The following is a 25465-nucleotide window of genomic DNA, read 5'->3' on the forward strand; positions in this document are numbered from 1 at the left end:
TACAGGAGTGAACAGAAATGAGACGCATCCGAAGGCTCGCCGCATCCGGCGCGGTCGTGGCCGCGTTGATGGCCGGCACCAGTGCCATCTCCATGACCAGCGCGACGGCGGCCCCGGCTGCCCCGGCAAAGGAATTCGCCCCCACCGCCCTCTACTGCGGGTACCACGGCGCCGTCACCCCGCCCGAGATCGCGTACGGCAGCACCGGAAACGCCGTGCGCGAGGCCCAGTGTCTGCTCCAGTACTGGGGCTTCTACATCGGCCCGACCGGCGTCGACGGTGACTTCGGCGGCAACACCCGAACGGCCACCCGTGACTTCCAGGCCACCTGCCGCATAGGCGTCGACGGCCGCATCGGGCCCATCACCTGGAACCGCCTGCGCAACGGCTGCTGACCGCATCCGTGCCTCACTGTCGGCCCGCGGTCCCCGACCGCGGGCCGACACCTGTTTCCCCCACCGCGCACCTCGCACAGCAATGGGAGGCAACCACGTCATGCCCGGTATGTTCCGTACGCCTCGCGGGCCCCGTCCCCGCCCGGGCCGCGCGGGTCCCGGACTCGCCGCTCTCCTCACGGTCGTGACCGGCCTCGCGCTCGGCCCGAGCGCGGCACCGGCGCTTGCCGACACCCCCGCGCGGGCCTTCGCCGTCGAGCCCGCCGAATGCCCGTGGGGCGCCCCGTCGCATCCCACCGGCTTCCGGATCGGTGAATCCGGTTCCGGCGTCGCCCATCTGCAATGCCTGCTCATCCGGCGCGGCTACGCCGTTGCGGACCACGGTGTCTACGACGCGCGGACCCAACAGGCGGTGCGTGAGTTCTGCCGCGCCGAGGGGATCACCTACGACGGCATCCTCGGCCCGGTCTTCTGGACGGCCCTGCACCGATGACCGCGCTCAGGGCGGGCCCGGCCGCTCCGGCCCCAAAGCGTCGCGTACGGCGGTGAGGATCGCCTCCGGGTCCGCGCCCAGGGCGCGGGCCGAGGAGGTGAAGTCGCGTGCCAGAGTGGTGAGTTGGTGGGTGTCGGGGTGGGGTGGTCGGGCCGGTGGGGCCGCCACCCGGGTGCCGGCCCCCCGGCGGGTGCGGATCAGCGCGCCGGCCTCCAGCTCGCGGTAGGCGCGGGCGACCGTGCCCGGGGCGAGCCCGAGGTCGGTGGCCAGCTGGCGGACGGTCGGCAGCCGGTCGCCCTCGGCCAGCCGGCCGGTGACGATCAGGGCGGCGAGCTGGGCGCGGATCTGCTCGTACGGCGGGACCTGGCTGGTGGTGTCGACGCGGACGGCGGCCTCACTCATCGTCGGAGACCCCCTCTGTCGCCTCGTCGTCGACGGCCCGGGGTGCCACCACGGTGACCAGGGACCAGGCGACGGTGAACAGGTTCAGGAGGGCGAGCGGGTAGAACACCCAGAAGGTGAGCACGCCCAGCACGCCGGCGCAGCCCGTCTCCGTCAGCGCGAGGGAGACCATCAGTACGGCGTACAGCTGCTGGCTCGACACCAGCAGGCCCCACGCCCCGGTGACGGCCCACGCGCGGTCCCGGCGCTGCTGTTCCTCGCCCGGACCGTGGGTGATGCGACGCAGGGCCCACACGCAGGTGGGGGTGGCTATGGCGAGCGCGCCGAACATCGGGAGGGTGTAGTACAGGCCGGGCCACGGGCCGGCGGTCGCGCGCATCCCGTTGCAGGTGAGGGTGAGGACCTTGCCCGTGCTGAGGATGCGGTCGGGGTCGACGGAGGCCGTGGCGGCCGTGAGCACCAGCAGGACGGCGAGGGAGACCCCCTGGAGCGCGATCAGGGGGCCCATGTGCGGGGGGACGTGGTCTCTGACCAGGCGCGGGGCGAGGCTCGCGGTGCGGACCGCCTCCTGGGGGCGCAGGGTCAGGGCATCGGCGAGCAGGACGCCGGCCACCGCGCACAGGCCGAAGGCGGTGATGCAGAACACCACGCGCTGCTCGAACTCGACGTCCCCCAGTGTGGACAGCGCCTGGGCGAGCACGAGACCGATGGCCAGCCCGGACCAGCGGGCGTAGTGGTCGGCGTGGTCGAGGAGCCGGTGCCGGAGCGGGGCGGTGTCGAGCATGCGGAGATCCCCCCGGATCATCTTGTATCAAGCAGTGAGTACAAGATGCCCCGGGCCGGGATCTTGTGTCAAACACTCGATACAAGGTGATGTGGATGCGGGGGGAGACGGTCTGTGGGGCGCGAGGGTTCCCGGGTGAGGAGATCTCCCTGCCGTGACGAGGGAGCGAGGGGTCAGCCGACGGTGATCGAGTCCAGCTGCGCCCGCAGGTACACGTGCGAGTCCACCGGCGGGTGCGCCACCCGGCCGACCGGCGGCGGCACGGACTCCACGATCGTGCCCGGGGTGCACTCGCCGAAGTAGACCAGCGACATCAGCTCCTCGGTGGGTTCGTCGGCCGGGGGCGGCAGGACCCGGTGGCGCCCGGAGCGCCAGCGGTCCCCGGTCCAACGGGCCAGCAGATCACCGACGTTGATGGTGAAGGCGTCGGGGTCGTAGGGGGCGTCCTCCCAGCCGCCCTCGTCCGTGAACACCTGGAGTCCGCCCTTCCCGGCCTGTCGGTCGAGGATCGTGACCGTGCCGAAGTCGGTGTGCGGGCCGATCCGGAACTGGCCCGGCACCGGGTCGCCGATGACCTCCGTGCCCGGGTACCAGTTGATGTTGAAGCCGTAGGTGGGGTGGCTCATGTGCCGGGAGAAGAACTCCGGCTCCAGGCCGAGCGCCTCGCCGAGGAGGGCGAGCAGGAGGTTCTCCAGCTCGCCCATCCGCGCCAGGTACTCCTCGCACGGCGCCCGCAGTTCCGGCACCTCCGCCGGCCACACGTTCGGCGCGTACCACTCGGCGTTCACGACCGGGTCGTCGAACGGCTCGTGCGTCGCGAACGTCAGCGACTCCTTGAGGTCCGGCGGCGTCCGCGTCCCCTCCGCGTACCCGTTCGCCTCGGCTCCCGGCCCGAGCCAGCCCCGCCCGCCGACCTTCACCTCGTACGCCCGCTTGGCCTCGACGGGCAGGACGAAGAAGGCGCGGGCGGCCTCCCGGACGCGGCCGCGCAGGGCCGGGTCCACGCCGTGGCCGGTGACGAGGAGGAAACCGGCGCTCTGGAGCGCCTCGTCCACCGTGCGGGCGATCCGGGCGCGGACCTCGGGGCCGCCGTCGCGCCAGGGGCGCAGATCGATGGTGGGGATGCGGGGCGTCCTGGGCCTACTCACCGATGTCACCGATGTCCTCATTCCACAGTGCCGGGTTGTTCTCGACGAAGTCACGCAGCAGGGACACACACTCCGGGTCGTCCAGCACCAGGACCTCCACGCCGAGTCCGGCGAGCCAGTCGTGCCCGCCGTGGAAGGTCGTGTCCTCGCCGACCACCACCCGCGAGATCCCGAACTGCCGCACCAGGCCGGAGCAGTACCAGCACGGCGAGAGCGTCGTCACCATCGTCGTACCGCGATACGTCCGCTGCCGTCCCGCCGCGCGGAACGCGGCCGTCTCGGCGTGCATGGAGGGATCGTCGTCCTGGACCCGCCGATTGTGACCGCGCCCGAGGAGGCTGCCGTCCGGCCCGTAGAGCGCGGCCCCGATGGGGATGCCACCCTCGGCGAGCCCGGCCCGCGCCTCCTCTACGGCGGTGGCGAGCCATGCGCGTGCCTGTGCGCCGGAATGAGTCGGTGACTGCGGCTGGTCCATGAGCCCACTCTGCCCTCGAATCAGCGGGGCTACGACTATGGCCCGCGCCGTCGCCCGAGCCGGGCCTGTCTGGGACACTCCGGCACAGCGCTGGGCGAGGGGCCGCAGCCGGCCGGAAGGGCCGTTCGCTCCTGCCCCGAACATGGGTTGAACCACGCCCGCGACGAGGGTGACTGCCGACGTACCACCAGGGGTGTGGCTGTGGTTGAGAACCGGGGGGAGCGATCGCTCCGGACCCAGGCTCGGACGATGTCCGCGCGGCACCCGTGGAGCATGGCGGTGCGCAGGGTCTTCCCGCAGGTGGCGGACACCGTCTACGCCGTGGTGTCGGTCTGGATCTCCAGCTCCATGCTCCGCAACTGGCCCGACCCGCAAGGTTACTGGCGGCCCGCCGACGCATGGGCGTACGCCCTGATCGCCCTGGTCTACCTCCCGCTCGCCGTGCGCCGCCGGGCTCCCCTGACCGTGCTGGTCAGTACGGCGTCCTGCACGCTGTGCTATTTCACCCTGGGTTACTACCACGTGGTCGTCGTCTGCGGACTGGGCCTCGCGTTCTACACCGTCGCGGCTCTGTGCCCGCGCAGGGCCGTGGCGAAGTGCGCGGCCGTGTCGCTGCTCGTGCTGCTGTGGGGCACGCGGCTCGCCGAGCCCGGGATCGGCCCGCTCAGCGTGGTCTTCGTGACCGTGATGGTCGCCGTCCTGTGGGTGACCGGCGACCGGGCCCGGCGGCTCGCGGAGCGCGGCGAGCGGCTCGCCGTGCTCACCGAGCAACTGCGCCTGGAGCAGGAGGAGAAGGCGCAGCGGGCCGTCATCGCCGAGCGCATGAAGATAGCCCGTGAACTGCACGACGTGATCGCGCACCACGTGTCCGTGATCTCCGTCCAGACCGGTCTGGCCGGATACGTCTTCACCTCCGATCCGAAAACGGCCCGCAAGGCGCTGGACACCATCGCGGGCAGTGCCCACGAGGCGATGGAGGAGATGCGCCGCATGCTTGTCGTGCTCAGGGAAGGGATGGAGAGCGTCCAGGAAGGGGAGGGCGCGGGAGACTGCAACGCGCCGCCCGGACTCGGGCGGCTGGACCAGTTGGCCCGGCGCGTCGGAGCCGCGGGCGTCCCCGTCGACGTCCGGATCACGGGCACCCCGTTCACGCTGCCGCCAGGCGTCGACCTGTGCGTCTACCGGGTCATCCAGGAAGCCCTCACCAATGTCATGAAACACGCGTCGGCCGCGAACGCGAGCGTCGCGGTGCACTATGACGAAGCCACGGTCCGCGTCCGTGTCACCGACGACGGACAGGAGCCGGTGCCGGCCGGTACCACCGCGGGGCCCGCTGCCCATGGCTTGATCGGCATGCGCGAGCGGGCCGGTATCTATGGCGGGACGGTGACCGCCGGCCCCGGCCCGCGGGGCGGGTTCGAAGTGGGACTGACCATTCCGGTGCCCCGCGGCAGGTGAGGACGTGTCGCCGACGCCCAACCGGCCGACGCCACGATTGCCGGCAGGGCACCCGGCACCGGCAGGGCACCCGGCACCGGCAGGGCACCCGGCACCGGCCGGGCACCCGGCACCGGCAGGGCACCCGGCACCGGCAGGGCACCCGGCACCGGCCGGGCACCCGGCACCGGCCGGGCACCCGGCACCGGCCGGGCACGCCGCCCTGCCGACGGGCCCTGTCGACGGGCCCTGCCATGGCTGACGGAGCGGCACGGGCGACCGGCGCGGCTACCGCGAGGGTTTACCCGGGACCAACCCCCGGGTTGACGTGGCCCGGCCGACGCTCCGCGTAACTTCCTGCATGTCCATGACCGAACAGTCCGCACGGACTGGCGGGACGTACCGACTTCACAGGGAGAACACGATGAGATCCTCACGCCTTCAGGCAACCGTCGTCGCGACCGGAGCCGCCGCAATCCTCGCCGCCGGAATGGCCTTCGCGCCCGCGGCCAGCGCCGACGCGTTCCGGTGCGGATCCTTCGGGAGCGACTCGCGGGCGATGTGCGCATACGTGCAGAGCGCGCCCAACGGGCTGACGGTGCGCACCGGCCCCAGCTCCCAGGCCTCCCCGCTGTACACCCTCGCCAACGGCACCAAGGTCGAGGTCGACTGCTGGACCACCGGTAGCTCCGTGAACGGCTACAACATCTGGGCCAAGCTCTACTCGCCCAGCGGATCCCGGTACGTCAGCGACTTCTACCTGTCGACGGGACACATCCAGAGCTACGTCAACCACTGCTGACACGCCCGGAACCGGCCCGGCGGCCCGTCCTCACCCCCGGGGAGGACGGGCCGCCGGGCGTCCGGCGCCGTGCCGTCGTGGCCGGCAGGGCGTCAGTGAACTCCTGCGCCCGGGTGGCCCGGGTGGCCCGGGTAGCCCGGGTGACCTGGGTGAAGGGTCACCACATGTCGATCCAGCGGTGGGTCATCCTGCCGCTGCCGCAGGCGACGTACTTCGTTCCGCGGATGCTGCTGATCCCGGAGTAGTAGTGCTGGCCGTCCGTGCACTTGACGCCGACGCGCCAGTTGCTGCCGCCGGAGCACCAGCCGGACGCACGGTAGTCGCTGATCTTCGTGGTCGAACAGGACATGGCCTGGGCGACGGCCTTGCCGGAGGAGGCGGCGGAGGCGGCGGGGGCGAATGCGAGCCCGCCACCGAGAGCGACCGCCGCAGTGGTGAGGGCGAGGGTTCTACGTATCTTCATGAGTTCCGGTTCCCCTTCTCGGAAGCGACGGCCGACGGTCAGCCGGCTCGTCGTGGTGCTGGTCCAGGACGCTACGGGCGGGCCACTCGTGGCGTCGTCCCACGCCGGGTGGAACTCCGGGTCGACGCAGTGCGGTAGACGCGCGGTTCCTGCAACTTCCGCTGTACCGCAGGAGGTTGACGCCCGGTCGCCGGGAGCGGCGATACGCTGCGGCGGTGCGGATCCGGCCGTCTCGCCCCTCAGTCGTCGACGTGCTCATAGCCGCGGCGCTGGCCGGTGTGGCCCTGCTGCTCGCACAGGAGGCCGTGAGCCAGGGGCAGGACCCGCTCGACGCGGCCGGCTACGCCCTGGTGTTCCTGGTCCATCTGCCGCTCACGGTCCGCAGCCGGTCACCGGTCGCCATCTGCTGCCTGGTACATCTCATCTGGTGCGGGTACGTCACCGCCGGCTACTGGCCCGTGGTGAGCTCCTTCGGCCCCATGCTCGCCGTCTACACGGTGGCCTCCCTGCGGCACCCGCGCGTCTCCGTGCCCTGCGCGGCGCTGATGGGCGCCACCTGGGTCTACGCGGGCGTGGTGAGCCACACCGACTCGATCGCGTCCGTCGTCGGGCAGGCCGTCGTCTACCCGACGATGCTCTGGCGGTTCGGCCTCGTCGCCCGCAGGCTGGACGGACTCGCCCGTCGGCTGCGCCAGGAGCAGGCGGAACGTGCCCGGCGCGAAGTCGCCGAGGAGCGCGGCCGCATCGCCCGCGAACTGCACGACGTGGTGGCCCACCACATGTCGGTGATCTCCGTGCAGACCGGTCTCGCCCGGTTCGTCTTCGACTCCGACCGGGACACCGCGCGCGCCGCGCTCGACACCATCGACGCCACCGGCAAGGAGGGGTTGGAGGAACTGCGGCGCATGCTGATGGTGCTGCGGGCATCGGACGACGGGGCGCCCACCGCGCCGATGCCCGGTCTCGCCCGCCTCGGCGAGACCGTCGAGCGCGTCCGGGCCGGCGGCACCCCCGTGACGCTGCGGATCGAGGGCACCTCGCGCCCGCTGGCCCCCGGCGTCGAACTGTGCGCGTACCGGGTCGTCCAGGAAGCGCTGACCAACGTACTGAAACACGCTCCGGGGGCGAGCGCGCAGGTGGAACTCTCCTACCGGCCGCACGAGGTGACCGTTTCGGTCAGGGACGACGGGCAGGGGGTGATTCCGGACAAGGTTCGTACGGTTGGCGGGCATGGCTTGATCGGTATGCGGGAGAGGGCCAAGCTCTACGGCGGGACGATCAGTATCGGCCCGCGGAGCGACGGGGGGTTCGCCGTGCGGCTGAGCCTGCCGACTTCCGCGCAGGCCGTGCGCCGGGAGGACGACACCGCGGAATGACGGGATGCCGGGATACCAGGGTGCTCGTCGTCGACGACCAGTTCCTCATCCGTGCCGGCCTGGTGGGGCTGCTGGTGGCCGCGCCCGGCGTCGAGGTCGTCGGGGAGGCGGGAGACGGCGCGGAGGCCGTCGAGGTGGCGGCACGGACCCGGCCCGACGTGATCCTGATGGACATCCGGATGCCCGGCATGAACGGCATTCAGGCCACCGAGCACATCCTCGCCCAGGCCCCCGATCCCGCGCCCAGGGTCCTGGTGCTGACCACCTTCGACCTCGACGAGTACGTGTACGGGGCTTTGCGGGCCGGAGCCTCGGGGTTTCTGCTCAAGGACTCGGGACCCGAGCGGCTGCTCGCCGCGGTGGCCGCGGTCGGCGGAGGCGACGCGCTGTTCGCGCCCAGCGTCACGCGACGGCTGGTCGAGGCGTTCGCCCGGCAGGGCGGGGCCGCCGGTGCCGGTGAACAGCCGCCACGCCTGGGCGCCTTGACCTCGCGTGAGGTCGAGGTCCTCAAACTCATCGCCCGGGGCCTGTCCAACCTGGAGATCGCGAACCGGCTCTACATCAGCGAGGCGACCGTGAAGACGCACCTCAACCGCACCATGACCAAGCTGGCGCTGGGCAGCAGGGCACAGGCGGTCGTGGTCGCGTACGAGACGGGGCTGGTCACGCCCGGTGGCTGAGGCCGCCTTCGACGTACGGGATTGATCTCACGGGGGAGGGGGTTCTCGGTCGAGGGAGGGGCCGGTCCGGCTGAGAGCGGGCCGGTCAGGTTGAGGGCGGGCCGGTCCGGCGGAGGGCGGAGGCCACCAGGCTCGTCACCGTCACCGTCGGCGGTGCGGGGGCGGCACCTGTGCTCTACGCCTCCTCCTCGCCCCCCACCCGCAGCAGCAGCTTTCCCACGCTCTTGCGCGTGCCCATCAACCGGTGGGCCTCCGCCGCCTCCGCCAGGCCGAACTCCGCGGTCACCGGCAGGGACACCACCCCGTCGACGACCGTGGCGAAGGCCCGCTCGGCGAGGGTACGCAGCTCGGCGGGGGCGGACTTGGCGAGGGCGAGGATCGAGAACCCGGAGACGGTCAGACCGAGGGCGTACAGCTCGGGCTGCCCCACGGCCCACGGCCGCTCCCCGCTCGCGTTGCCGAAGGAGACCAGGCGGCCGAACGGGGCGAGGGAGGCGAGCCCGGCGCGGAGCGTGTCGCCGCCGACGGGGTCGAGCACCAGGTCGACGCCACGGCCACCGGTCGCGGCCCGCACCTCGTCCGTGAAGAACCCGGTGCCGGTACCGGCGAAGACCTCGTCGTAGCCGTGGTCCAGCGCGTGCTTCGCCTTGGCGGCGTCCGAGACGACCCCGTACACCGCCGCCGCGCCCGCCGCCTTCGCCAACTGGCCCGCCACGGTGCCGATCCCACCCGCCGCGCCCTGCACCAGTACGGTCTCACCGGCCCGCAGCCGCCCCACCACGTGCACGAGCGCGTACGCCGTCGGCAGCACGGTGGGCAACGTGGCGCCCGTACGCAGGCCGACCCCCTCGGGCAGCGGGAACACGGTTGCCGCATCGGCCACGACGACCTCCGCGTACGCGCCCGCGTCCGTCAGCGCGGTCACCTGCTGCCCGACGCTCAGCCCCTCGACGCCCTCGCCGAGGGCGCGCACCCGCCCGGAGACCTCCAGACCGGGGCGGTAGGGGAGCGCCGGGACCCGGTAGCCCTCGGCGCGGGCCTTCAGATCGGCGAAGTTCACCCCCGCGTACGCCACGTCGACGCCCACCTGGCCGGGCCCGGGCTCGGGAGCCTCCGCCTCCACCACCTTCAGGACCTCGGGGGCGCCGTACTCCTGGAACTCGATCGCGCGCATGCCGGACTCCCGCTCGACTGTTCAATGAAAAGCGAACACTCGCGAGTGTATGGTTCTCGTCGAACACTCTGCAAGAAGCGAACGCTCCGCCAGGAGCGCGAGGGGAGGGGCGGACATGGCGGAACGCGCCGCTCACCGGGCGGCTCCCGAGCACACCCACCCCGACGACGTTCCGGTCCTGACCGCCCTCGCGGCCCTCGCCGATCCCGTACGCGTCGCGCTCGTACGGGAACTGGCGGGCTCGCCGGTCTGGACGCGCAGCTGCGGCAGTTTCGACGTGCCGGTCGGCAAGGCCGCCCTCAGTCACCACTTCTCGGTGCTCCGCGGCGCCGGACTCGTCGAACAACGCGACGAGGGCGCCAAACGCGTCAACCGCCTGCGTCGCGAGGAGTTCGACACCCGCTTCCCCGGACTGCTCACGCTCGTCCTGCGCGAGGACTGAGGCGGCGGCGCGAGGAACCTTGCTCCTCGCCGGTCCCTATTCCTCGCCGTCCTTCTTCTCCCGCTTCTCGCCCTTCTCCTCCTCCTGCCGCCTCAGCTCCTCCTCGCGGCGGCGGAGGTCGGCCTCCCAGCTCTTGAGGAGGGACTCGTCCTTCTTGTTGTCCTCGGCGAGGGACTTCAGGAACTCGGGGTTGTCGTCGGGGGCGACGTACTCCGTGCGGTGGTCGCGGTGCCACTCGGAGGGTGTGCGTCCGCTCCCGGGGACGCCCCGCAGCTTGCCGGCGACGAGCCAGGCGATGGGGCCGACGATCCAGAAGAGCAGGATGATGAAGACCCAGGCGATCTTCGGCAGGTGCTTCGCCTCGTCCTCGGGGGTGTTGAGGCAGTCGATGAACGCGTAGATCGTCAGCGCCAGCGGCACGAGGTAAAGCAACACCCTGAGCATGGAACAGCCCCCTGGAAGCGGTGGCGGCCGGTCGACCGGCCGCCGGACACGACGGCGGGACCGTGCGCGGGGCCCCGTGACGGGGTCAGGGTAGCCCCTCGGGGATACTTGTCCGCATGGCTTACGACGATCTTCGCTCCCTGCTCCGCGCACTGGAGCGCGAGGGCGATCTCAAGCGCATCAAGGCCGAAGTCGACCCCTACCTGGAGGTCGGGGAGATCGTCGACCGGGTCAACAAGGCCGGCGGCCCCGCCCTGCTCTTCGAGAACGTGAAGGGCTCCTCGATGCCCCTCGCGATGAACGTCTTCGGCACGGACCGCCGCCTGCTGAAAGCCCTCGGCCTCAAGTCGTACGCCGAGATCAGCGAGAAGATCGGCGGCCTGCTCAAGCCCGAACTGCCGCAGGGCTTCGTGGGGGTGCGCGAGGCGTTCGGGAAGCTCGGCGCGATGACGCACGTCCCGCCGAAGAAGGTGAAGGCGGACAGCGCCCCGGTCCAGGAGGTCGTCCTCCAGGGCGACGACGTCGACCTCGACCAGCTCCCGGCCCTCTTCACCTGGCCGAAGGACGGCGGCTCCTTCTTCAACCTCGGTCTCACCCACACCAAGCACCCCGAGACCGGCGTACGCAACCTCGGCCTCTACCGCCTCCAGCGCCACGACAGGCGCACCATCGGTATGCACTGGCAGATCCACAAGGACAGCCGCAACCACTACCAGGTGGCCGCCAGGCGCGGCGAGCGCCTGCCCGTCGCCATCGCCTTCGGCTGCCCGCCCGCCGTGACCTACGCCTCGACGGCCCCGCTCCCCGGTGACATCGACGAGTACCTGTTCGCCGGGTTCGTCTCGGGGAAGCGGATCGAGATGGTGGACTGCAAGACCGTGCCGCTGCAGGTGCCGGCGCAGGCGGAGGTGGTCATCGAGGGCTGGCTGGAGCCCGGGGAGACGCTCCCGGAGGGCCCGTTCGGCGACCACACCGGCTTCTACACGCCGCAGGAACCGTTCCCCGCACTGAAGATCGACTGCGTGACGATGCGGAAGCGGCCGCTGCTGCAGTCGATCGTCGTGGGCCGCCCGCCGACGGAGGACGGGCCGCTGGGGCGGGCGACGGAACGCTTCTTCCTGCCGTTGTTGAAGATCATCGTCCCGGACATCGTGGACTACCACCTCCCCGAGGCGGGCGGCTTCCACAACTGCGCGATCATCTCGATCGACAAGAAGTACCCCAAGCACGCGCAGAAGGTCATGCACGCGATCTGGGGCGCCCACATGATGTCCCTGACCAAGCTGATCGTGGTCGTCGACTCCGACTGCGACGTCCACGACCTCCACGAGGTCGCCTGGCGCGCCCTCGGCAACACGGACTACTCCCGCGACCTGTCGGTGGTCGAGGGCCCCGTGGACCATCTGGACCATGCCTCCTACCAGCAGTTCTGGGGCGGCAAGGCGGGCATCGACGCCACGAAGAAGTGGATCGAGGAGGGCTACACGCGGGACGGGGGCTGGCCCGACATGGTCGAGTCGGACCCGGCCACGGCGGCCCTGGTCGACCGCCGCTGGAAGGAGTACGGCCTGTGACCAGCGCCTCCGCCGCGATCCCGCAGCCGGGCCGTACCAAGGCCTTTCTCCGGCTGGTGATGATCGAGCACTCGATCTTCGCGCTGCCCTTCGCGTACATCGCCGCGCTCACCGCCATGTTCCGGCTGGACGGCAACGTCCACTGGGCCCGGCTACTCCTCGTCACCATCTGCATGGTGGGCCTGCGTACGTTCGCGATGGCGGTCAACCGGATCATCGACCGCGAGATCGACGCCCGTAACCCGCGTACGGCGCATCGCGAACTGGTGACCGGCGCGATGTCGGTCAAGCACGCCTGGACGGGCGCGCTGATCGCACTGGTGATCTTCCTCGGCGCGGCGGCCCTGCTGAACCCCCTCTGCCTCGCCCTGGCCCCCGTGGCCGTGATCCCGATGGTCGTCTACCCCTACGGCAAACGCTTCACGAACTACCCCCAGGCCATCCTCGGCCTCGCCCAGGCCATGGGCCCCGTCGGCGGCTGGCTCGCCATCACGGGGGAGTGGTCCTGGGAGGCCGTCGTCCTCGGCCTGGCGGTCGGCATCTGGATCGGCGGCTTCGACCTCATCTACGCCTGCCAGGACATCGACTCCGACCGCGAGTCCGGCGTCCTGTCGGTCCCGGCCCGCTTCGGCGTCCCGGCGGCGGTGTGGGCGGCGCGCGTGTGCCACGCCCTGACGACAGCGCTGTTCGTCTGGTACGCGGTGATGACGGACGCGGGCGCCTTCCTGTGGCTGGGGCTGGCGATCGTCGCGGGCGCGTTCGTGTACGAGCACACGATCGTCCGGCCGCACGACCTGTCCCGGCTGAACCGGGCGTTCTTCAGTGTCAATGGGTTCATCGGCATTGCCCTGTTCGTGTGTGCGCTGCTGGATCTTCTGGTCCGGGGCCTGACCCTCTGATTACCGTCGGCCTACCATCGAGGGCAGGACCCCAGGGAGGCCAGCGTGACCGTCTCGGGCATTGACCGCCTGCACTCACAGCTCAGCAGGCTGGAGGACATGTTCCCCGGCTATCTGACGGAGATTGTCGAGGGCAGCATCGTGATGAACCCGGTCAGGCCGTTCCACGGGAAGACGATCCTGAGGGTGTCGGCGAACCTGGAGGAGCAGCTTCCGCCGGACTGGGCGCTGGTGAGCGATGTGGCGTTCCCCTTCGACGATGCCAACGAGTTCTGCCCGGACATCGCGGTCATCCCGGCCGAGGCGGAAGCGGAGAACCGCAGCTCGTATCCCGCCGATCTGATCGAGTTCGTGGCCGAAGTGGTGTCGCCGGAGAGTATCCGCCGCGACTACGAGATCAAGCCTCGCTGGTATGCCTCCCGAGGCATCACCCACTACGTGATCCTGGATCCGCTCAAGGGCCACGCCGTCATGATGTGGAATCCCGGTCCCGACGGCTACCGGGGCCGGGACACCATCCCCTACGGCCCTGACCTGACCGTCGGCTCTCCCTTCGGCAAGCTCACGATCGCCACCGCCCGCCTCCCCGTGGACCCGAAGGCGCGCGCTACGCGGTGAGCGCCGTGCGGGGTCCACGCCGCCGGAACACGAACGCCGACACCACCCCCGCCACCAGCCCGATCAGATGGCCCTGCCAGCTGATGCCGGTCTCGTTCGGCGCGATGCCCGCGAGAATTGAGCCGCCCCAGACCGCCGCGACCAGGACACCCACCGTCACCCCCAGCAGCCGACGCTCCACGAACCCGCTGACGACCAGGAACCCGAAGAGCCCGAAGACGACGCCGGAGGCGCCCGCCGTGTTCGTGTTGTCCGGGGATATCAGCCAGACACCCAGCCCGTCCGCGACGATGATCAGCGCACACACGGCGACGAAACGGCGCAGCCCACCGAGCGCTGAGAGGAACCCCAGCACCAGCAGCGGCACGCTGTTCGCCGCGACGTGGGCGAAGCCGAAGTGGATGAACGAGGCCGGCACGACATCGACCAGCTCGGGCACCGAGCGCGGAATGATCCCGAAGTCGTCCAGCGCCTGACCGCTCGCCACGTCGATCACTTCGAGCAGCCACAGCAGCGCCACCCAGCCCACCATCAGCTTGGCCGCGGCCTTCGCACGGTCCCCGCGCGACCACTCCCGCTCAGGGCTGAGCGCCCCGCGTACCCCACCAGCCATGTCGAACCCCCGAGTCAACTCGTCCCTTCCGGGAAACGACCGTGCCCCCTTGACCGGTTCCCGTCCCGCGGCGCCGGATAGGCTCGGTGCCGTGAACCCAGTCAAGCCAGGAGAGACGCCGCGTACGCCTTGGATCGTAGGGGTGTCCGGCGCATCCGGCACCCCATACGCCGCGGCGGTGCTGCGCGCGCTCCTCGCCGCCGGCGAGAGCGTCGACCTCGTGGTGTCCCGGGCCTCGCGGCTGACCCTGCTCGACGAGACGGGTATCTCCTTCCGGGACGCCCACTGGCGCGACGACCTGCGGGAATGGCTGACCCGCGGCGCCGACGGCAAGCCCGGCACGTTCACCGTGGACCTCGACGGCGACCGCGTACGGCACTGGAGCGCCGGGGATCTGGCCGCCGGACCGTCCTCGGGCTCGTACCCCGTCAAGGGGATGCTCATCGTGCCCGCGTCGACCGCGTGCGTCGCGGGCGTGGCCCTGGGGCTCTCCAAGGATCTGCTGCAACGCGCGGCGAGCGTGACCCTCAAGGAGGGCCGGCGCCTGGTGGTCGCCGTACGCGAGACCCCGTTGAGCGGGCAGACCCTGCGCCACCTGGTGACCCTGGACGAGGCGGGCGCGACCGTACTGCCCGCGTCCCCGGCCTTCTACGCGGGCGCCACGCACATCCAGGACCTGGTGGACTTCGTCGCCGGACGGGCGCTGGACGCGGCGGGCGTCCCGCACACCCTGTACCGGCGCTGGGAGGGCGACGTGGGCGGCGCGCGCGCCTCCCGTACCGCCACCTGAGCGCCCCACCCGCTCACCCCTCGTCCCGCACGACCCCGTACGACCTCACGCATCACTCACAACGCAACTCTTCAGCGGAAGGCAACCGATCGCATGGACGCGGTGGACAGGCAGCTCATCCAGGCCCTGAGGGAGAACGGCCGGGCCTCCTACGCGGAGCTGGGACGCCTCGTCGGTCTGTCGGGACCCAGTGTCACCGACCGCATCAACCGGCTGGAGGCGGCCGGGGTCATCACCGGCTATCGCGCCACCGTCAACGCGGCCTCCCTCGGCCTCGGCGTGACCGCCCTCATCGGCATCTCCCTCTCCGACGCCGCCGACCACGAGGACGTGGCGACACGGCTGCGGGACCTGGCCGAGATCGAGGACTGCTGGTTCATCGCGGGCGACGACTCCTTCATGCTCAAGGTGCGCGCCCCCGACGTGGACGGTCTGGAGAAGACCATCCGCCGCCTCTCCGGCACCGCCGGTGTCTCCCGGACCCGTACGACCATCGTGCTCTCCACGAAGTGGGAGAACCGGGTGGGTGAGCTGCCGGAGGAGGAGTAGGGCGGTGGACGTAGGGTTGAGCGGGCAAGTCGGTAGGTCGGTGGTCGGTCGGTGAAAGGTGTGGGCATGGACGTCGGGCTCAAGCGCGAGCTGGAGGAGAAGGTCCGCTCCGGCGAGCGGCTGACCCGCGAGGACGGCATCGCGCTCTACGAGTCGGACGACCTGGCCTGGCTGGGCGGTCTGGCGCATGAGGTGCGGACGCGGAAGAACGGCGACGTCGTCCACTTCAACGTCAACCGCCACCTCAACATGACCAACGTGTGCACGGCGTCGTGCGCGTACTGCTCCTTCCAGCGCAAGCCGGGGGAGAAGGACGCGTACACGATGCGCATCGAGGAGGCGGTGAAGCTCGCCAAGGCGATGGAGGGCGAGAACCTCACCGAGCTGCACATCGTCAACGGCCTGCACCCGAACCTTCCGTGGCGCTACTACCCGCGCTCGCTGAAGGAGTTGAAGGCGGCCCTCCCGAACGTCTCGCTCAAGGCCTTCACGGCCACCGAGATCCACCACTTCGAGACGATCAGCGGCCTGACGGCGTCGGAGATCCTCGACGAGCTGATCGACGCGGGGCTCGAATCCCTCACCGGCGGCGGCGCGGAGATCTTCGACTGGGAGGTCCGGCAGCACATCGTCGACCACCGCACCCACTGGGAGGACTGGTCGCGGATCCACCGCCTGGCGCACGAGAAGGGTCTCAAGACCCCGTGCACCATGCTCTACGGCCACATCGAGGAGCCGCGCCACCGGGTGGACCACGTCCTGCGCCTGCGTGAACTGCAGGACGAGACCGGCGGTTTCCAGGTCTTCATCCCCCTGCGCTACCAGCACGACTTCGTCGACATGCAGGACGGCAAGGTCCGCAACCGCCTCCAGGCCCGCACCCAGATGGCGACGGGTGCCGAGGCCCTGAAGACCTTCGCGGTCTCCCGCCTCCTCTTCGACAACGTCCCCCACGTCAAGGTCTTCTGGGTCATGCACGGCGTCCAGACGGCCCAGCTGGCGCTGCAGCACGGTGCCGACGACATGGACGGCTCGGTCGTCGAGTACAAGATCACCCACGACGCGGACAACTACGGCACGCCGAACAAGCTGACCCGCGAGGACCTGCTGGACCTCATCCGCGACGCGGGCTTCCGCCCGGTGGAACGGAACACGAGGTACGAGATCATCCGCGAGTACGACGGCCCGGACCCGGCACGTCGGGAATCTCCGCAGCCGATGCGGGTGTGAGCCGCCGACGCGGGTCCGAGGGCGACGTGCGTCCTGTGCACCCTTGACAGGGGCACGATCAAGATCGCAGGCTTTCCCCTTCTTGCATCACAGGAGGGGGAAACGTGATGAGGTATTCCTGGGGCAGGCTCGGCACGCTGGCCGGAGCGTTCGTACTCGCGGCGAGCACCGTGATGACGGGCGTGACTCCGGCCGCCGCGGCACCCTCGGTGTCGTTCGACCCGGATCGGACGACCATCTATCGCAATCAGCGCATCTACGTCTCCATCGACGGCGAGTACGCCGGCTATGCCACCTGGTACAGCGATCCGGGAGAGATCTCGACGGGGGACACGCTGGAGGCCCACGACGCGCGCTCGGACGGCTATGGCATCGAGGCGCAGATCAGCAACGGCCGGATCGCCACGACGCGCGGCCACAACGCCCCTTACACGGAAAGGGACTCGGGTGATGTCGTCGAGGACGTCGAGTACCTGATGTGGGTGTGCGTGGTGAGGGGCAGCTATCAGAACTGCTCCGACGTGGTGTCGGTCTGGTCCTGATCGAAGGGCCGGAGAAGGGGCGGAGTAGGGCCGGAGTGGGGCCGGAGAAGGGCCGGAGTGGGGCCGGAGAAGTGTGAGTGGCTCGTCAGGTAATGACTACTCTTCTTCAATGGCCCTTACGTTCCAGCTCGATCCGCCCCTCACCCCCGCCCTCCACGACGGCATCCTCGCCCTCTGGGCGGACGTCTCCAACGCCGGCGGAGCCGTCGGTTTCGTTCCGCCGGTGACCGCGGAGGAGATCCGTCCGGAGCTTCTCAAGCACCTCATGGCGATGGCGGAAGGCAGGCACCGCCTGCTTCTCGGGCTGGACGACACCGGCAGCCCCGCCGCCACCGCCTTCTTCGCCTTCAACACCCACCGCCTGATGACCCACTGGGTCTGGCTCTACACGGTGATGGTCCACCCCGCCCACCAGGGCAAGGGCCACGGCCGCGCCCTCATGACGGCGGTCGAGACCGCCGCCCGCGGCTTCGACGGCATAGACGCCGTCCGCCTCGGCTGCCGGGGCGGCCACGGCCTCGAACATTTCTACGCCTCCTGCGGCTACAAGGAGGTCGGCCGAGTCCCCGGCGCGATACGCGTCGCCCCCGGCGACCACCGCGACGACATCACGATGCTCCTGCCCCTGACCTGAAACCGGCACAACCCCCCTGCAAGATCGCCCGTCGACCGTGCTTCACTGGAAGACGCCCTGTGGCAACGTCCGGCACGGAAACGGAAGAGTGGATTGAGATGCTCCGCTACACACTGATGCGCCTCGGCATCTTCGCGGGCTGCTTCGTGGTCGTCTGGGCCCTCGTCTACTCCGGCGTCGCCCCGCGCGGCCTCGGCGCCTCCAACGGCATGTGGGTGGTCGTCCTCGCCCTGCTGATCTCCGCGCCGATCAGCTTCGTCGCCCTGCGCAAGGAGCGGGACCGGGCCTCCGAGCGGATCGCCCCCCGACTCGACCGCTCCATCGACCGCGTCAAGTCCAATCTCGCTGCCAACCGCAACCAGGAGGACGAGGCCGACGACGAGGCGCGGACCGAGGCACCGACGCCGGTGGCGGCCGAGGAGACGAAGAAGGACGACGCCGTCAGGGCCACCGAGCCGGCGTCCGGCCAGGCTTCCTAGGAGCCCGCCCCCGCCCGGAACCGTACGCTTGCCCGCATGGGTGCTGTGAAGAGCAAACGGATGCCCCGCGCGGTGCGGGAACAACAGATGCTGGACGCGGCGGTGCGGACCTTCGGGCAGCGCGGCTACCGGGCCGCGTCGATGGACGAGATCGCCGAACTGGCGGGCGTGTCCAAGCCGTTGGTGTACCTGTACCTGAACTCCAAGGAAGACCTCTTCACGGCCTGCATCCGCCGCGAGGTCACGGCGCTCACCACCGCCGTGCGCGCGGGCGTCAACCCCGAGCTGCCCGCCGACCGCCAACTCTGGGAAGGCCTGCGGGCGTTCTTCACGCACACCGCGCGCAACCCGGACGCCTGGGCCGTGCTGCACCTTCAGGCCCGGACGCACGGGGAACCGTTCGCCGCCGAAGTGGCGGCGATGCGGGAGGACATGGTGGCGTTCGTGACCGGGCTGATCCTGGTCGCGGCCCGGGAGGCCCGTCGCGATCCGTCGCTGCCCGAGCGCGAGGTGGCCGGCCTCGCGGAGGGCCTGGTGGGCGCCGCCGAGGCCCTCGCGGCCTGGGCCAACGCGACCCCCGGCATCACCGCCCGCCAGGCGGCCGCGACCCTGATGAACTTCGCGTGGGCGGGTCTGGGCGACCTCATGGAGGGCCGCCCATGGACCCCGCCGCCCGCGGGGGAGTGCGAGGAGTAGCGCCCGTCGTCGGCCGCGGGCCCGGTGGGCTTCTCGCGCAGTTCCCCGCGCCCCTGAAGACCGGGCCCCCGCGGCCCGCAAGCGAGGGCTTCGCGGGTCTGACCGAAGGTGACGGCTCGCAACTCTGGAGACGACCGGCCTGGCGGACCCGCATGCGACGGCGTCGCGGGCCCGCAAGCCTCGACTTCGCGGGTCTGGAAGACAGCCGCCTGCGGACCCGAAAAGCACGGGGCGCAGCCCCTGCTTTTCAGGGGCGCGGGGAACTGCGCGACCAGCCCCCACCGACCCGCAGCCGAACACCGCCCCCTTACGCCGCCCCCTTACGCCGCCCCCACCTTGCGCAACGCGGGCGCCACCCTCCGCCGCACCACCCGGTGAACGGCACGTGTGCTCAGACAACCAGCGGATACACGTGGCCGCTCACATGGACCTTCGGCCGGACCTGTTCCCCGTCCGGTCCCGGGACGCCTCCGCTGCGCAGTTCGAAGCCGCCCCACGTCCCGGCGTCTGCCGCGTACGTCACCGTGCCGGGCAGGGGCACCGGAGCCCGGAACTCCGCGCGGACGAGGGCCGCCGGGGGAGTGCCGTACTCGGCGAGGCAGCGGGCCACGGTCCACATGCCGTGCGCGATGGCCCGCGGGAACCCGAACAGGCGGGCGCCGAGCGGATGCAGATGGATCGGATTGCGATCCCCGGACACGGCCCCGTACCGCCGTCCGACATCCCCGCCCAACCGCCACTCGGCCACCCCGGGCACCGCATGAAGCCCCTGGGGCGCCCACCCGCTCCGGCCGGCCGAAGCCGACCCGCTCCGGCCGGCCTGTGCCGCTTCACTCCCACCGGTCGGCTCCGGCCCGCTCCCGTCGGCCCGCGTCGGCCCACTCCCGTCGGCCGCAGTCCGTGCGGTCCCGTCGGCCGTGGCCCGCCCCGTCCCGTCGGCCGTGGCCCGCCCCGTCCCCTCTCCCCGCCCGTGCCGGGCGAGATACGTGCTCCGGGACTCCCACGCGACCCCGGCCCCGCCCCCGAAACCGCCTTTGCCCTCGCCCTCGCTCCCGTCCCGTACCTCGGTCACCACCGTCGCCTCCGTGCCCCGGCGATGGGGCGCCAACTCCTCGACGTACACGGTGATCTCGTACTCCCCGGTGGCGGGCAGCCGGCGGCGTCGGGTGATCTCGACCGACGTGTGCACGAGTCCGAGGAGGGGCAACGGGAAGTCGCGGCCGGATATGATCCGCATGGCGAGCGGAAAGCCGAGGACGTGCGGATACGTCAGCGGGACGGCGTCCTCCCCGGTGGGGAACCCGCAGACGCGCTCGTACGCGGCTAGACGGGCGAGGTCGATCCGGACGCCGGGCAGGACGAGCCGGGGGAACCGGCCCGGCGGCAGGGGCGGGAAGCCGGTGCCCCGCAGCCCGCGGCTCTTGCGCGGCGAGCCGAGGGCGCCCCTGGCGAGAAGGGGGGTGAGTGCCGGTGGGGCCGCGAGGACGTGCGTGGGCGTCGGCTGCATCGAACGGCCTCCCTCTCCCCGCGCCGGGCTCCGCTCCCCGCGCCGGATCCGCTGTCTTACCCAAGGGTCAGGTTACCCAAGGTAAGGGCTGGGCAGGCCTTCCGTGCGCTCCGGGACGTGAGCGACCCTCAGGTAACTTGACACCCCCTTGACCTGCGCGGGAGCCGCGCACGGGCGGCCTGCGACACTGCACATCCCCGGCCCGGTTCCATCTCCGGACCATCGCTACACTCACACGCACCTCACACACCAACCCCGTACGATCCGGGCACACCGAACGCCCAGGAGCCGCCCGTGTCCAGCCTCGAACACACCGAACCCGCGCTGCTGGAACCAGAGTTGAAGCGGCTGGACGGCACCGTCCGAGAGGCGTACGTCCCCGCGCTCGCCGAGCCGGCGGCCTACGGCTCGCTCGCGGACATCCCGTTCGACAACGCGACCCACGCGCCCGACGCGGTCGTCCTCAGCCGCAAGCGTGGGTCCGCGGCGACGGAGCGGAACGCGGACGGGGGCGACGGGGGCCGGAACCAGGAGCGGGACGCCGGTACGGGCGAGGGCGGGTGGCGGGACGTGACGGCGGCCGAGTTCGCCGCCGAGGTGCTCGCGCTGGCGAAGGGTCTGATCGCCGAGGGCCTGATGCCGGGCGACCGTATCGCGATCATGGCGCGGACGACGTACGAGTGGACGCTCCTGGACTTCGCGGCCTGGGCGGCGGGCCTGGTGACGGTCCCCGTCTACCCGACCTCCTCCGTCTTCCAGACCCGCTGGATCCTCCAGGACTCGGGCGCGGTGGCGCTGGCCGTGGAGACGGCGGGTCAGGCCGCCGCCCTCGGCCCCGAACTCGACCGCATCCCCGACCTGCGCCACATGTGGGTCTTCGAGAAGGACCACCTGGGCCGGCTGGCCGAGCGGGGCCGGGACGTGTCCGACCAGGAAGTGGCCGTACGGCGCGGGGTGCTGGGCCCGGACACCCTGGCGACCCTCATCTACACCTCGGGCACGACCGGCCGCCCCAAGGGCTGCGCCCTCACCCACGGCAACTTCTGCGCCGAGGTCGACAACGCGATCGACCTCCTCTACCCGATCTTCCGCGCGAAGACGGACGAGGAGGCCTCCACCCTCCTCTTCCTCCCTCTCGCCCATGTGTTCGGCCGCATGGTGGCGATCGGCTGTATGCGGGCGAGGGTGCGCCTCGGCCACTCGCCGAGCTTCCGCACGGAGGACCTGCTCGCCGACCTCAAGTCCTTCCGTCCGACGTTCCTCCTGGTCATCCCCTACGTCCTGGAAAAGGTCTTCAACACGGCCCGCGCCTCCGCCGAACGCATGGGCCGCGCCTCCTCGTACGACAGGGCCTCCGCCGTGGCCCGCCGCTACGGCGAGGCCCTGGAGGCCGAACAGCACGGCACCGGGCCCGGCCCCTCCGCCTTCCTCAGAACGGCCCGCACCTTCTACGACCCCCTGGTCTACCGCCGCATCCGCAAGGCGCTGGGCGGCAGGGTCCGTTATGTCATCTGCGGAGGCAGCCCCCTCGGCCGCCGCCTCGCCGCCTTCTACGCGGGCGCGGGCATCGACGTCTTCGAGGGGTACGGCATGACCGAGACGACGGCGGCCGTGACCGTCACCCCGCCCAACCTCCCCCGCCTGGGCACGGTCGGCCGCCCCCTGCCCGGCACACGGATCCGGATAGCCGCCGACGGCGAGATCCTGCTGCACGGCGGCCAGATCTTCCGTGGCTACTGGGACCCCCAGGCCGGCGGAGTCGTCCCGGCGGGTCCCGACGGCTGGTTCGCCACCGGGGACATAGGCCGGCTCGACGACGAGGGGTACCTCACGATCACCGGCCGGAAGAAGGAGATCCTCGTCACCGACAGCGGCAAGAACGTGGCCCCGGCCCCGCTGGAGAACTGGCTCCGCTCCCACCCCCTGATCGCCCACGCCATGGTCGTGGGCGACCGCCGCCCCTACGTCACCGCCCTGCTGACACTGGACCCCGAGGGCATCACCCACTGGACCCTGATGAACGCCAAGCAGGACACCCCCCTCGACCACCTCGCCACCGACCCGGACCTGCGAGCCGTCCTGCAACGCGCGGTGGACGAGGCCAACCGGCTCGTCTCCCGCCCCGAGTCCATCCGCAGGTTCACTATCGTCCCCGGCGGCTTCACGGAGGAGGAGGGTCACCTCACCCCGTCGATGAAGCTGCGGCGCGAGGTCGTGGAGCGGTCCTTCGCGACGGAGATCGAGGGGCTGTACGAGACGTAGTCCCGGCCCGCGGCGAGGGGCCCCTACTTCCCCGCCGCCGGGTCACCCTCCCCCAGCCCGACCCACCAGTACCCGTCGTCCTTGACCAGCAGCAGCTCCTGCTTCTGGTCGGTGCCGCCGTAGGTGAGCCGCACGGGATTGAAGTAGTCCACGACCCCTTCCAGCACGGTGACGTCGACATGCCCTCGGGCGCCCTCGCCGAACTCCCGCACATGCTCGTAGGCGGCGCCCCGGGTCCCGTCGTACGCGGGCCCGGCCAGCTCCATCAGTCCTTCCACGTCACCGGCCTTGAGCCGCTGCACATACGCCCGCACGACGGTGTCGACGTCCTCGGCGGTCTTCCGGACATCGGGATACCGCGACTTCTCGGCCCGCACGGTCACATCGACGCCGGGCGAGTCGGCGAGCGAGTACGGCGCCCGCAACCAGTTCCACCACACGGCCGCCCCCACCCCGAACACGACCACCAGCCCACCACAGCACAGCAACACGCCGCGCTTCCGCACCGACCCCATGACCCCACCCCGTTCCGACCGTTTTCGACCCGTCGGCCGATGCCGACCCTCCCTGAGAGAGTCGTCCCGGCCGGGGGAGGTTGTACGTCCTGACGAATTCCCAGCGCAACGGCCTGTCGTACGCGCGGACGCAGTCGATACCGTGCGGTCACATGGAACGAAGACGCATGACGCAGCTGCTGTCCTCGAAGTGGGGCCGGCTCTCGGCGGCCGCCATGCTCCTGGCCGCCGTACTCTGGAGCTGGTCCGGAGTCCGGACCTTCGGAGAGCCGGGCGACGGGGACCCCTTCGCGGACCACCTGTCTTTCGCCGGCTGGGCCGTCTACGCCGCCGCCTTCCTGCTCCTCGGTCTCCACCAGCGCCAGCGGCGGCCGGAGGCCGAGGCCCTGGACGCACGACGGGTGCTGGACGGCATCCGTTCCCTGCCCACCTCCGCCAACGGCAAGGTCGCCCTGGCGTTCGCCGCGCTCGGCGTGGCCGGGTGGACCTACGCGTGGGTGTTCGTGCGCATGCTGGGCCGGGACATGCCGCTGGTCCCGCCCGGCGACGACGGCGGGCTGTTCGTCCTCGCCGGGACAGTGGCCTGCGCCACCGCCGCGCTCTTCACGGCCACGCACTTCAAGGAGCGCCGCTGACCCGGCCGACCGACGCCGCGGACAGCTCGGCGACCACCTCGTCGTCCGCGTCCCCCTCACAGGAGGGCACAGGAACGAACCCCAGCGAGGTGTACAGGCGCTCGGCGGTGGTGTTCTCCGGGTGGTACGACAGGCGCAGGACCGTACAGTCCGGACGGTCCGCCAGCCGGCGCAGCAGGGTCCGCGCCACCGCCCGCCCGACCCCCCTGCCCTGCTCGGCACCGTCGATCAGCATCCCGCCGACCCAGTACGAGCCGTCCTCGTCCCGCCCCCACATGACGTGCCCCACCACGGTGTCGTCGGCGCGGACCGCGAGCGAGTTCCACACGCCCTCGCGGAGGGACAGCAGGAGGTATCGAGCGGCCAGTGCCGGAACGTACCGCCGCTGGCCGTCCAGGGGAGCGACGTCCGCGACGGCCCGCCAGTTCTCGTCGTCGACCTCGTGCAGGGTGATCCGCCGCCCCACCCCGTCCACCAAACCTTGATCGATCATGCGGGCAGGCTACGGCCGACCCGGCCCGCGAGTAAGGCAGTTCGCGAGGAAGGAGGCCCGGGGGACGCGGGGCCCTCTTCGTGGCCAAGGGCCTCGAACCCGGACCTGGGGCGGGGCGTCCGGCTGCGGCGGATGCTGGAGGAACCGCGGGGCAGCCGTTCCGGCGACGGCCGTCCCTCGCGCTGACCACCCCGCTCCGTCCTCGCCCTGACTCCCAGGGCCCGTTGATTCCCCGGCCCGTTCGGGAACGGTCCCTCGTCCCGCGCCGTCCTAGAGTGCGCGGTGTCGCACGGGGGGAGGCCGGCAGCAGTGGAGTCGGGAGCGGATCTGCCACGGAGCGGCAGCGACGACGTCGACAGCGTCGAACGCCGAGACGGCACGGGAGGCACGGGAGGTACGGGAGGCACGGGCACGGTCCGCCCCACGCGCTCGCGCGGACCGGTCGCGGCCCTCGTCGCCCTGCTCATCGTGGGCGTGCTCGTCGCCGCCGGAGTGTACGTGGCGAACCGGGACGGGACGACCGGCGCGTCGCCGCCCCACGGGCCGATCTCCTCGGCGGCCGGTGAGTCCTCGGAAGGCGCCGGCGCGCGGGACGGCGCGAACGAGGTCACGGTCCGTGTCACCGCCGAGGACGGCCGGAGCTGGGTCTCGGCGAAGGACTCGGCCGGCGAACTTCTCTACGACGGACTGCTCCAACCGGGTGAGACCAAGGCACTCTCCGCCGAGGAGTCGATCGACCTGGTCCTCGGCGAGGCGAGCGCCCTCCGCCTCGTCGTGAACGGGAAGAGGATCGACCGCGACTTCGCCCCCGGCAAGGTGGTCCGTCTGACCTATACCAAGGACGACTGACCCCACCAGGGACGACCGGCCTCGGCGAACCCGGGAGCGCCGGCCCGGACAGCCGGCGCCGGGAA

Annotated in this window: 31 protein-coding genes; 20 read left to right on the forward strand and 11 right to left on the reverse strand. The window is 71.3% G+C overall.

Going from position 1 to position 25465, the window contains the following annotated elements; all coding sequences use genetic code 11:
- Positions 1 to 17 precede the first annotated feature (17 nt).
- Positions 18 to 395 carry a peptidoglycan-binding domain-containing protein gene (locus tag ACWCRJ_RS23380; RefSeq protein WP_046914235.1) on the forward strand — a complete coding sequence of 126 codons (378 nt, stop codon included), beginning with the start codon at positions 18 to 20 and terminating at the stop codon, positions 393 to 395.
- A 184-nt stretch (positions 396 to 579) separates the two neighbouring features.
- Entirely contained in the window at positions 580 to 888 is a 309-nt protein-coding gene (locus tag ACWCRJ_RS23385; RefSeq protein ID WP_450941091.1) for a peptidoglycan-binding domain-containing protein, read from the forward strand.
- Between the two features lie 6 nt (positions 889 to 894).
- Here ACWCRJ_RS23385 and ACWCRJ_RS23390 read toward each other — a convergent pair whose 3' ends face one another.
- From ACWCRJ_RS23390 to ACWCRJ_RS23405, 4 genes are all read right to left on the reverse strand, one after another.
- The gene (locus tag ACWCRJ_RS23390) at positions 895 to 1290 is read right to left on the reverse strand and encodes a GntR family transcriptional regulator (RefSeq protein WP_450941092.1); all 396 of its coding nucleotides are present in this window, start codon (positions 1288 to 1290) and stop codon (positions 895 to 897) included.
- On the reverse strand, positions 1283 to 2074 hold the full coding sequence (locus ACWCRJ_RS23395) for a hypothetical protein (RefSeq protein ID WP_450941093.1): 792 nt from the start codon (positions 2072 to 2074) through the stop codon (positions 1283 to 1285). Before ACWCRJ_RS23395 ends, ACWCRJ_RS23390 begins: the two co-directional genes overlap by 8 nt.
- Positions 2075 to 2247: 173 nt before the next feature.
- Positions 2248 to 3231 carry an isopenicillin N synthase family dioxygenase gene (locus tag ACWCRJ_RS23400; protein ID WP_450941094.1) on the reverse strand — a complete coding sequence of 328 codons (984 nt, stop codon included), beginning with the start codon at positions 3229 to 3231 and terminating at the stop codon, positions 2248 to 2250.
- Entirely contained in the window at positions 3215 to 3697 is a 483-nt protein-coding gene (locus ACWCRJ_RS23405) for a nucleoside deaminase (RefSeq protein ID WP_450941095.1), read from the reverse strand. The genes ACWCRJ_RS23400 and ACWCRJ_RS23405 overlap by 17 nt, the downstream gene beginning before the upstream one ends.
- A gap of 249 nt (positions 3698 to 3946) precedes the next feature.
- Here ACWCRJ_RS23405 and ACWCRJ_RS23410 point away from each other — a divergent pair, with 249 nt between their 5' ends.
- Both ACWCRJ_RS23410 and ACWCRJ_RS23415 read left to right on the forward strand, forming a co-directional pair.
- The gene (locus ACWCRJ_RS23410) at positions 3947 to 5155 is read left to right on the forward strand and encodes a sensor histidine kinase (RefSeq protein ID WP_450941096.1); all 1209 of its coding nucleotides are present in this window, start codon (positions 3947 to 3949) and stop codon (positions 5153 to 5155) included.
- Positions 5156 to 5558: 403 nt separating this feature from the next.
- The gene (locus ACWCRJ_RS23415) at positions 5559 to 5936 is read left to right on the forward strand and encodes an SH3 domain-containing protein (protein ID WP_046704127.1); all 378 of its coding nucleotides are present in this window, start codon (positions 5559 to 5561) and stop codon (positions 5934 to 5936) included.
- 157 nt (positions 5937 to 6093) lie between these two features.
- Here the strand turns inward: ACWCRJ_RS23415 and ACWCRJ_RS23420 are convergent, their stop codons facing one another.
- On the reverse strand, positions 6094 to 6399 hold the full coding sequence (locus tag ACWCRJ_RS23420; RefSeq protein WP_450941097.1) for a hypothetical protein: 306 nt from the start codon (positions 6397 to 6399) through the stop codon (positions 6094 to 6096).
- A gap of 251 nt (positions 6400 to 6650) precedes the next feature.
- Here ACWCRJ_RS23420 and ACWCRJ_RS23425 point away from each other — a divergent pair, with 251 nt between their 5' ends.
- Together ACWCRJ_RS23425 and ACWCRJ_RS23430 are read left to right on the forward strand one after the other, a co-directional pair.
- Positions 6651 to 7775, forward strand: coding sequence for a sensor histidine kinase (locus tag ACWCRJ_RS23425; protein ID WP_450941098.1), 1125 nt, complete (start codon positions 6651 to 6653; stop codon positions 7773 to 7775).
- On the forward strand, positions 7772 to 8455 hold the full coding sequence (locus tag ACWCRJ_RS23430) for a response regulator (protein ID WP_450941099.1): 684 nt from the start codon (positions 7772 to 7774) through the stop codon (positions 8453 to 8455). Before ACWCRJ_RS23425 ends, ACWCRJ_RS23430 begins: the two co-directional genes overlap by 4 nt.
- Positions 8456 to 8630: 175 nt before the next feature.
- On the opposite strand, the gene ACWCRJ_RS23435 is transcribed toward ACWCRJ_RS23430, so the two are convergent.
- Positions 8631 to 9629: a quinone oxidoreductase family protein gene (locus ACWCRJ_RS23435; protein ID WP_450941100.1), complete on the reverse strand. Its 999-nt coding sequence runs from the start codon at positions 9627 to 9629 to the stop codon at positions 8631 to 8633.
- 115 nt (positions 9630 to 9744) lie between these two features.
- Here ACWCRJ_RS23435 and ACWCRJ_RS23440 point away from each other — a divergent pair, with 115 nt between their 5' ends.
- Positions 9745 to 10071: an ArsR/SmtB family transcription factor gene (locus tag ACWCRJ_RS23440; RefSeq protein ID WP_319696715.1), complete on the forward strand. Its 327-nt coding sequence runs from the start codon at positions 9745 to 9747 to the stop codon at positions 10069 to 10071.
- A 36-nt stretch (positions 10072 to 10107) separates the two neighbouring features.
- On the opposite strand, the gene ACWCRJ_RS23445 is transcribed toward ACWCRJ_RS23440, so the two are convergent.
- The gene (locus ACWCRJ_RS23445; protein ID WP_450941101.1) at positions 10108 to 10515 is read right to left on the reverse strand and encodes a PLD nuclease N-terminal domain-containing protein; all 408 of its coding nucleotides are present in this window, start codon (positions 10513 to 10515) and stop codon (positions 10108 to 10110) included.
- Between the two features lie 116 nt (positions 10516 to 10631).
- Here ACWCRJ_RS23445 and ACWCRJ_RS23450 point away from each other — a divergent pair, with 116 nt between their 5' ends.
- Genes ACWCRJ_RS23450 through ACWCRJ_RS23460 form a run of 3 tightly spaced genes read left to right on the forward strand, consistent with a single transcriptional unit; the run spans position 10632 to position 13606 of the window.
- The gene (locus tag ACWCRJ_RS23450; protein WP_450941102.1) at positions 10632 to 12089 is read left to right on the forward strand and encodes a menaquinone biosynthesis decarboxylase; all 1458 of its coding nucleotides are present in this window, start codon (positions 10632 to 10634) and stop codon (positions 12087 to 12089) included.
- Positions 12086 to 12988 (forward strand): menaquinone biosynthesis prenyltransferase MqnP, encoded by a 903-nt coding sequence (gene mqnP, locus ACWCRJ_RS23455; protein ID WP_450941103.1) that lies wholly within the window; start codon positions 12086 to 12088, stop codon positions 12986 to 12988. Before ACWCRJ_RS23450 ends, mqnP begins: the two co-directional genes overlap by 4 nt.
- A gap of 45 nt (positions 12989 to 13033) precedes the next feature.
- Positions 13034 to 13606, forward strand: a complete 573-nt coding sequence (locus ACWCRJ_RS23460; protein ID WP_450941104.1) for a Uma2 family endonuclease — start codon at positions 13034 to 13036, stop codon at positions 13604 to 13606.
- Here ACWCRJ_RS23460 and ACWCRJ_RS23465 read toward each other — a convergent pair.
- Positions 13596 to 14219: a rhomboid family intramembrane serine protease gene (locus tag ACWCRJ_RS23465; protein WP_450941105.1), complete on the reverse strand. Its 624-nt coding sequence runs from the start codon at positions 14217 to 14219 to the stop codon at positions 13596 to 13598. The genes ACWCRJ_RS23460 and ACWCRJ_RS23465 overlap by 11 nt on opposite strands.
- A gap of 91 nt (positions 14220 to 14310) precedes the next feature.
- Here ACWCRJ_RS23465 and ACWCRJ_RS23470 point away from each other — a divergent pair, with 91 nt between their 5' ends.
- The 7 genes from ACWCRJ_RS23470 (at position 14311) to ACWCRJ_RS23500 (ending at position 19139) form a co-directional block, all read left to right on the forward strand.
- Complete coding sequence (locus ACWCRJ_RS23470) at positions 14311 to 15009, forward strand: UbiX family flavin prenyltransferase (protein WP_450941106.1); 699 nt, start codon at positions 14311 to 14313, stop codon at positions 15007 to 15009.
- Positions 15010 to 15102: 93 nt separating this feature from the next.
- Entirely contained in the window at positions 15103 to 15558 is a 456-nt protein-coding gene (locus ACWCRJ_RS23475) for an Lrp/AsnC family transcriptional regulator (protein ID WP_005476412.1), read from the forward strand.
- Between the two features lie 66 nt (positions 15559 to 15624).
- A complete protein-coding gene (gene mqnE / locus ACWCRJ_RS23480; protein ID WP_013001539.1) occupies positions 15625 to 16788 on the forward strand; it encodes an aminofutalosine synthase MqnE in 1164 nt (387 codons plus the stop codon).
- A gap of 107 nt (positions 16789 to 16895) precedes the next feature.
- Positions 16896 to 17330 (forward strand): hypothetical protein, encoded by a 435-nt coding sequence (locus tag ACWCRJ_RS23485; RefSeq protein ID WP_450941182.1) that lies wholly within the window; start codon positions 16896 to 16898, stop codon positions 17328 to 17330.
- Between the two features lie 109 nt (positions 17331 to 17439).
- A complete protein-coding gene (locus ACWCRJ_RS23490) occupies positions 17440 to 17964 on the forward strand; it encodes an N-acetyltransferase family protein (protein ID WP_450941107.1) in 525 nt (174 codons plus the stop codon).
- 98 nt (positions 17965 to 18062) lie between these two features.
- A complete protein-coding gene (locus ACWCRJ_RS23495; RefSeq protein ID WP_450941108.1) occupies positions 18063 to 18443 on the forward strand; it encodes a DUF4229 domain-containing protein in 381 nt (126 codons plus the stop codon).
- Between the two features lie 36 nt (positions 18444 to 18479).
- A complete protein-coding gene (locus ACWCRJ_RS23500; RefSeq protein ID WP_450941109.1) occupies positions 18480 to 19139 on the forward strand; it encodes a TetR/AcrR family transcriptional regulator in 660 nt (219 codons plus the stop codon).
- Between the two features lie 391 nt (positions 19140 to 19530).
- Here the strand turns inward: ACWCRJ_RS23500 and ACWCRJ_RS23505 are convergent, their stop codons facing one another.
- Entirely contained in the window at positions 19531 to 20646 is a 1116-nt protein-coding gene (locus ACWCRJ_RS23505) for a MaoC family dehydratase (protein WP_450941110.1), read from the reverse strand.
- A gap of 294 nt (positions 20647 to 20940) precedes the next feature.
- Between ACWCRJ_RS23505 and ACWCRJ_RS23510 the strand changes: the two genes are divergently transcribed.
- A complete protein-coding gene (locus ACWCRJ_RS23510; protein ID WP_450941111.1) occupies positions 20941 to 22908 on the forward strand; it encodes an AMP-dependent synthetase/ligase in 1968 nt (655 codons plus the stop codon).
- A 23-nt stretch (positions 22909 to 22931) separates the two neighbouring features.
- Here ACWCRJ_RS23510 and ACWCRJ_RS23515 read toward each other — a convergent pair whose 3' ends face one another.
- Entirely contained in the window at positions 22932 to 23423 is a 492-nt protein-coding gene (locus tag ACWCRJ_RS23515; RefSeq protein ID WP_450941112.1) for a hypothetical protein, read from the reverse strand.
- A 152-nt stretch (positions 23424 to 23575) separates the two neighbouring features.
- On the opposite strand from ACWCRJ_RS23515, the gene ACWCRJ_RS23520 reads away from it, so the two are divergent.
- Positions 23576 to 24058, forward strand: coding sequence for a hypothetical protein (locus ACWCRJ_RS23520; protein ID WP_450941113.1), 483 nt, complete (start codon positions 23576 to 23578; stop codon positions 24056 to 24058).
- Here the strand turns inward: ACWCRJ_RS23520 and ACWCRJ_RS23525 are convergent.
- Positions 24042 to 24551, reverse strand: a complete 510-nt coding sequence (locus tag ACWCRJ_RS23525) for a GNAT family N-acetyltransferase (protein ID WP_450941114.1) — start codon at positions 24549 to 24551, stop codon at positions 24042 to 24044. The genes ACWCRJ_RS23520 and ACWCRJ_RS23525 overlap by 17 nt on opposite strands.
- Before the next feature lie 309 nt (positions 24552 to 24860).
- On the opposite strand from ACWCRJ_RS23525, the gene ACWCRJ_RS23530 reads away from it, so the two are divergent.
- A complete protein-coding gene (locus ACWCRJ_RS23530; protein ID WP_450941115.1) occupies positions 24861 to 25400 on the forward strand; it encodes a DUF4115 domain-containing protein in 540 nt (179 codons plus the stop codon).
- The last annotated feature ends 65 nt before the right edge of the window (positions 25401 to 25465 follow it).

Source organism: Streptomyces sp. NPDC002324 (assembly GCF_053593335.1).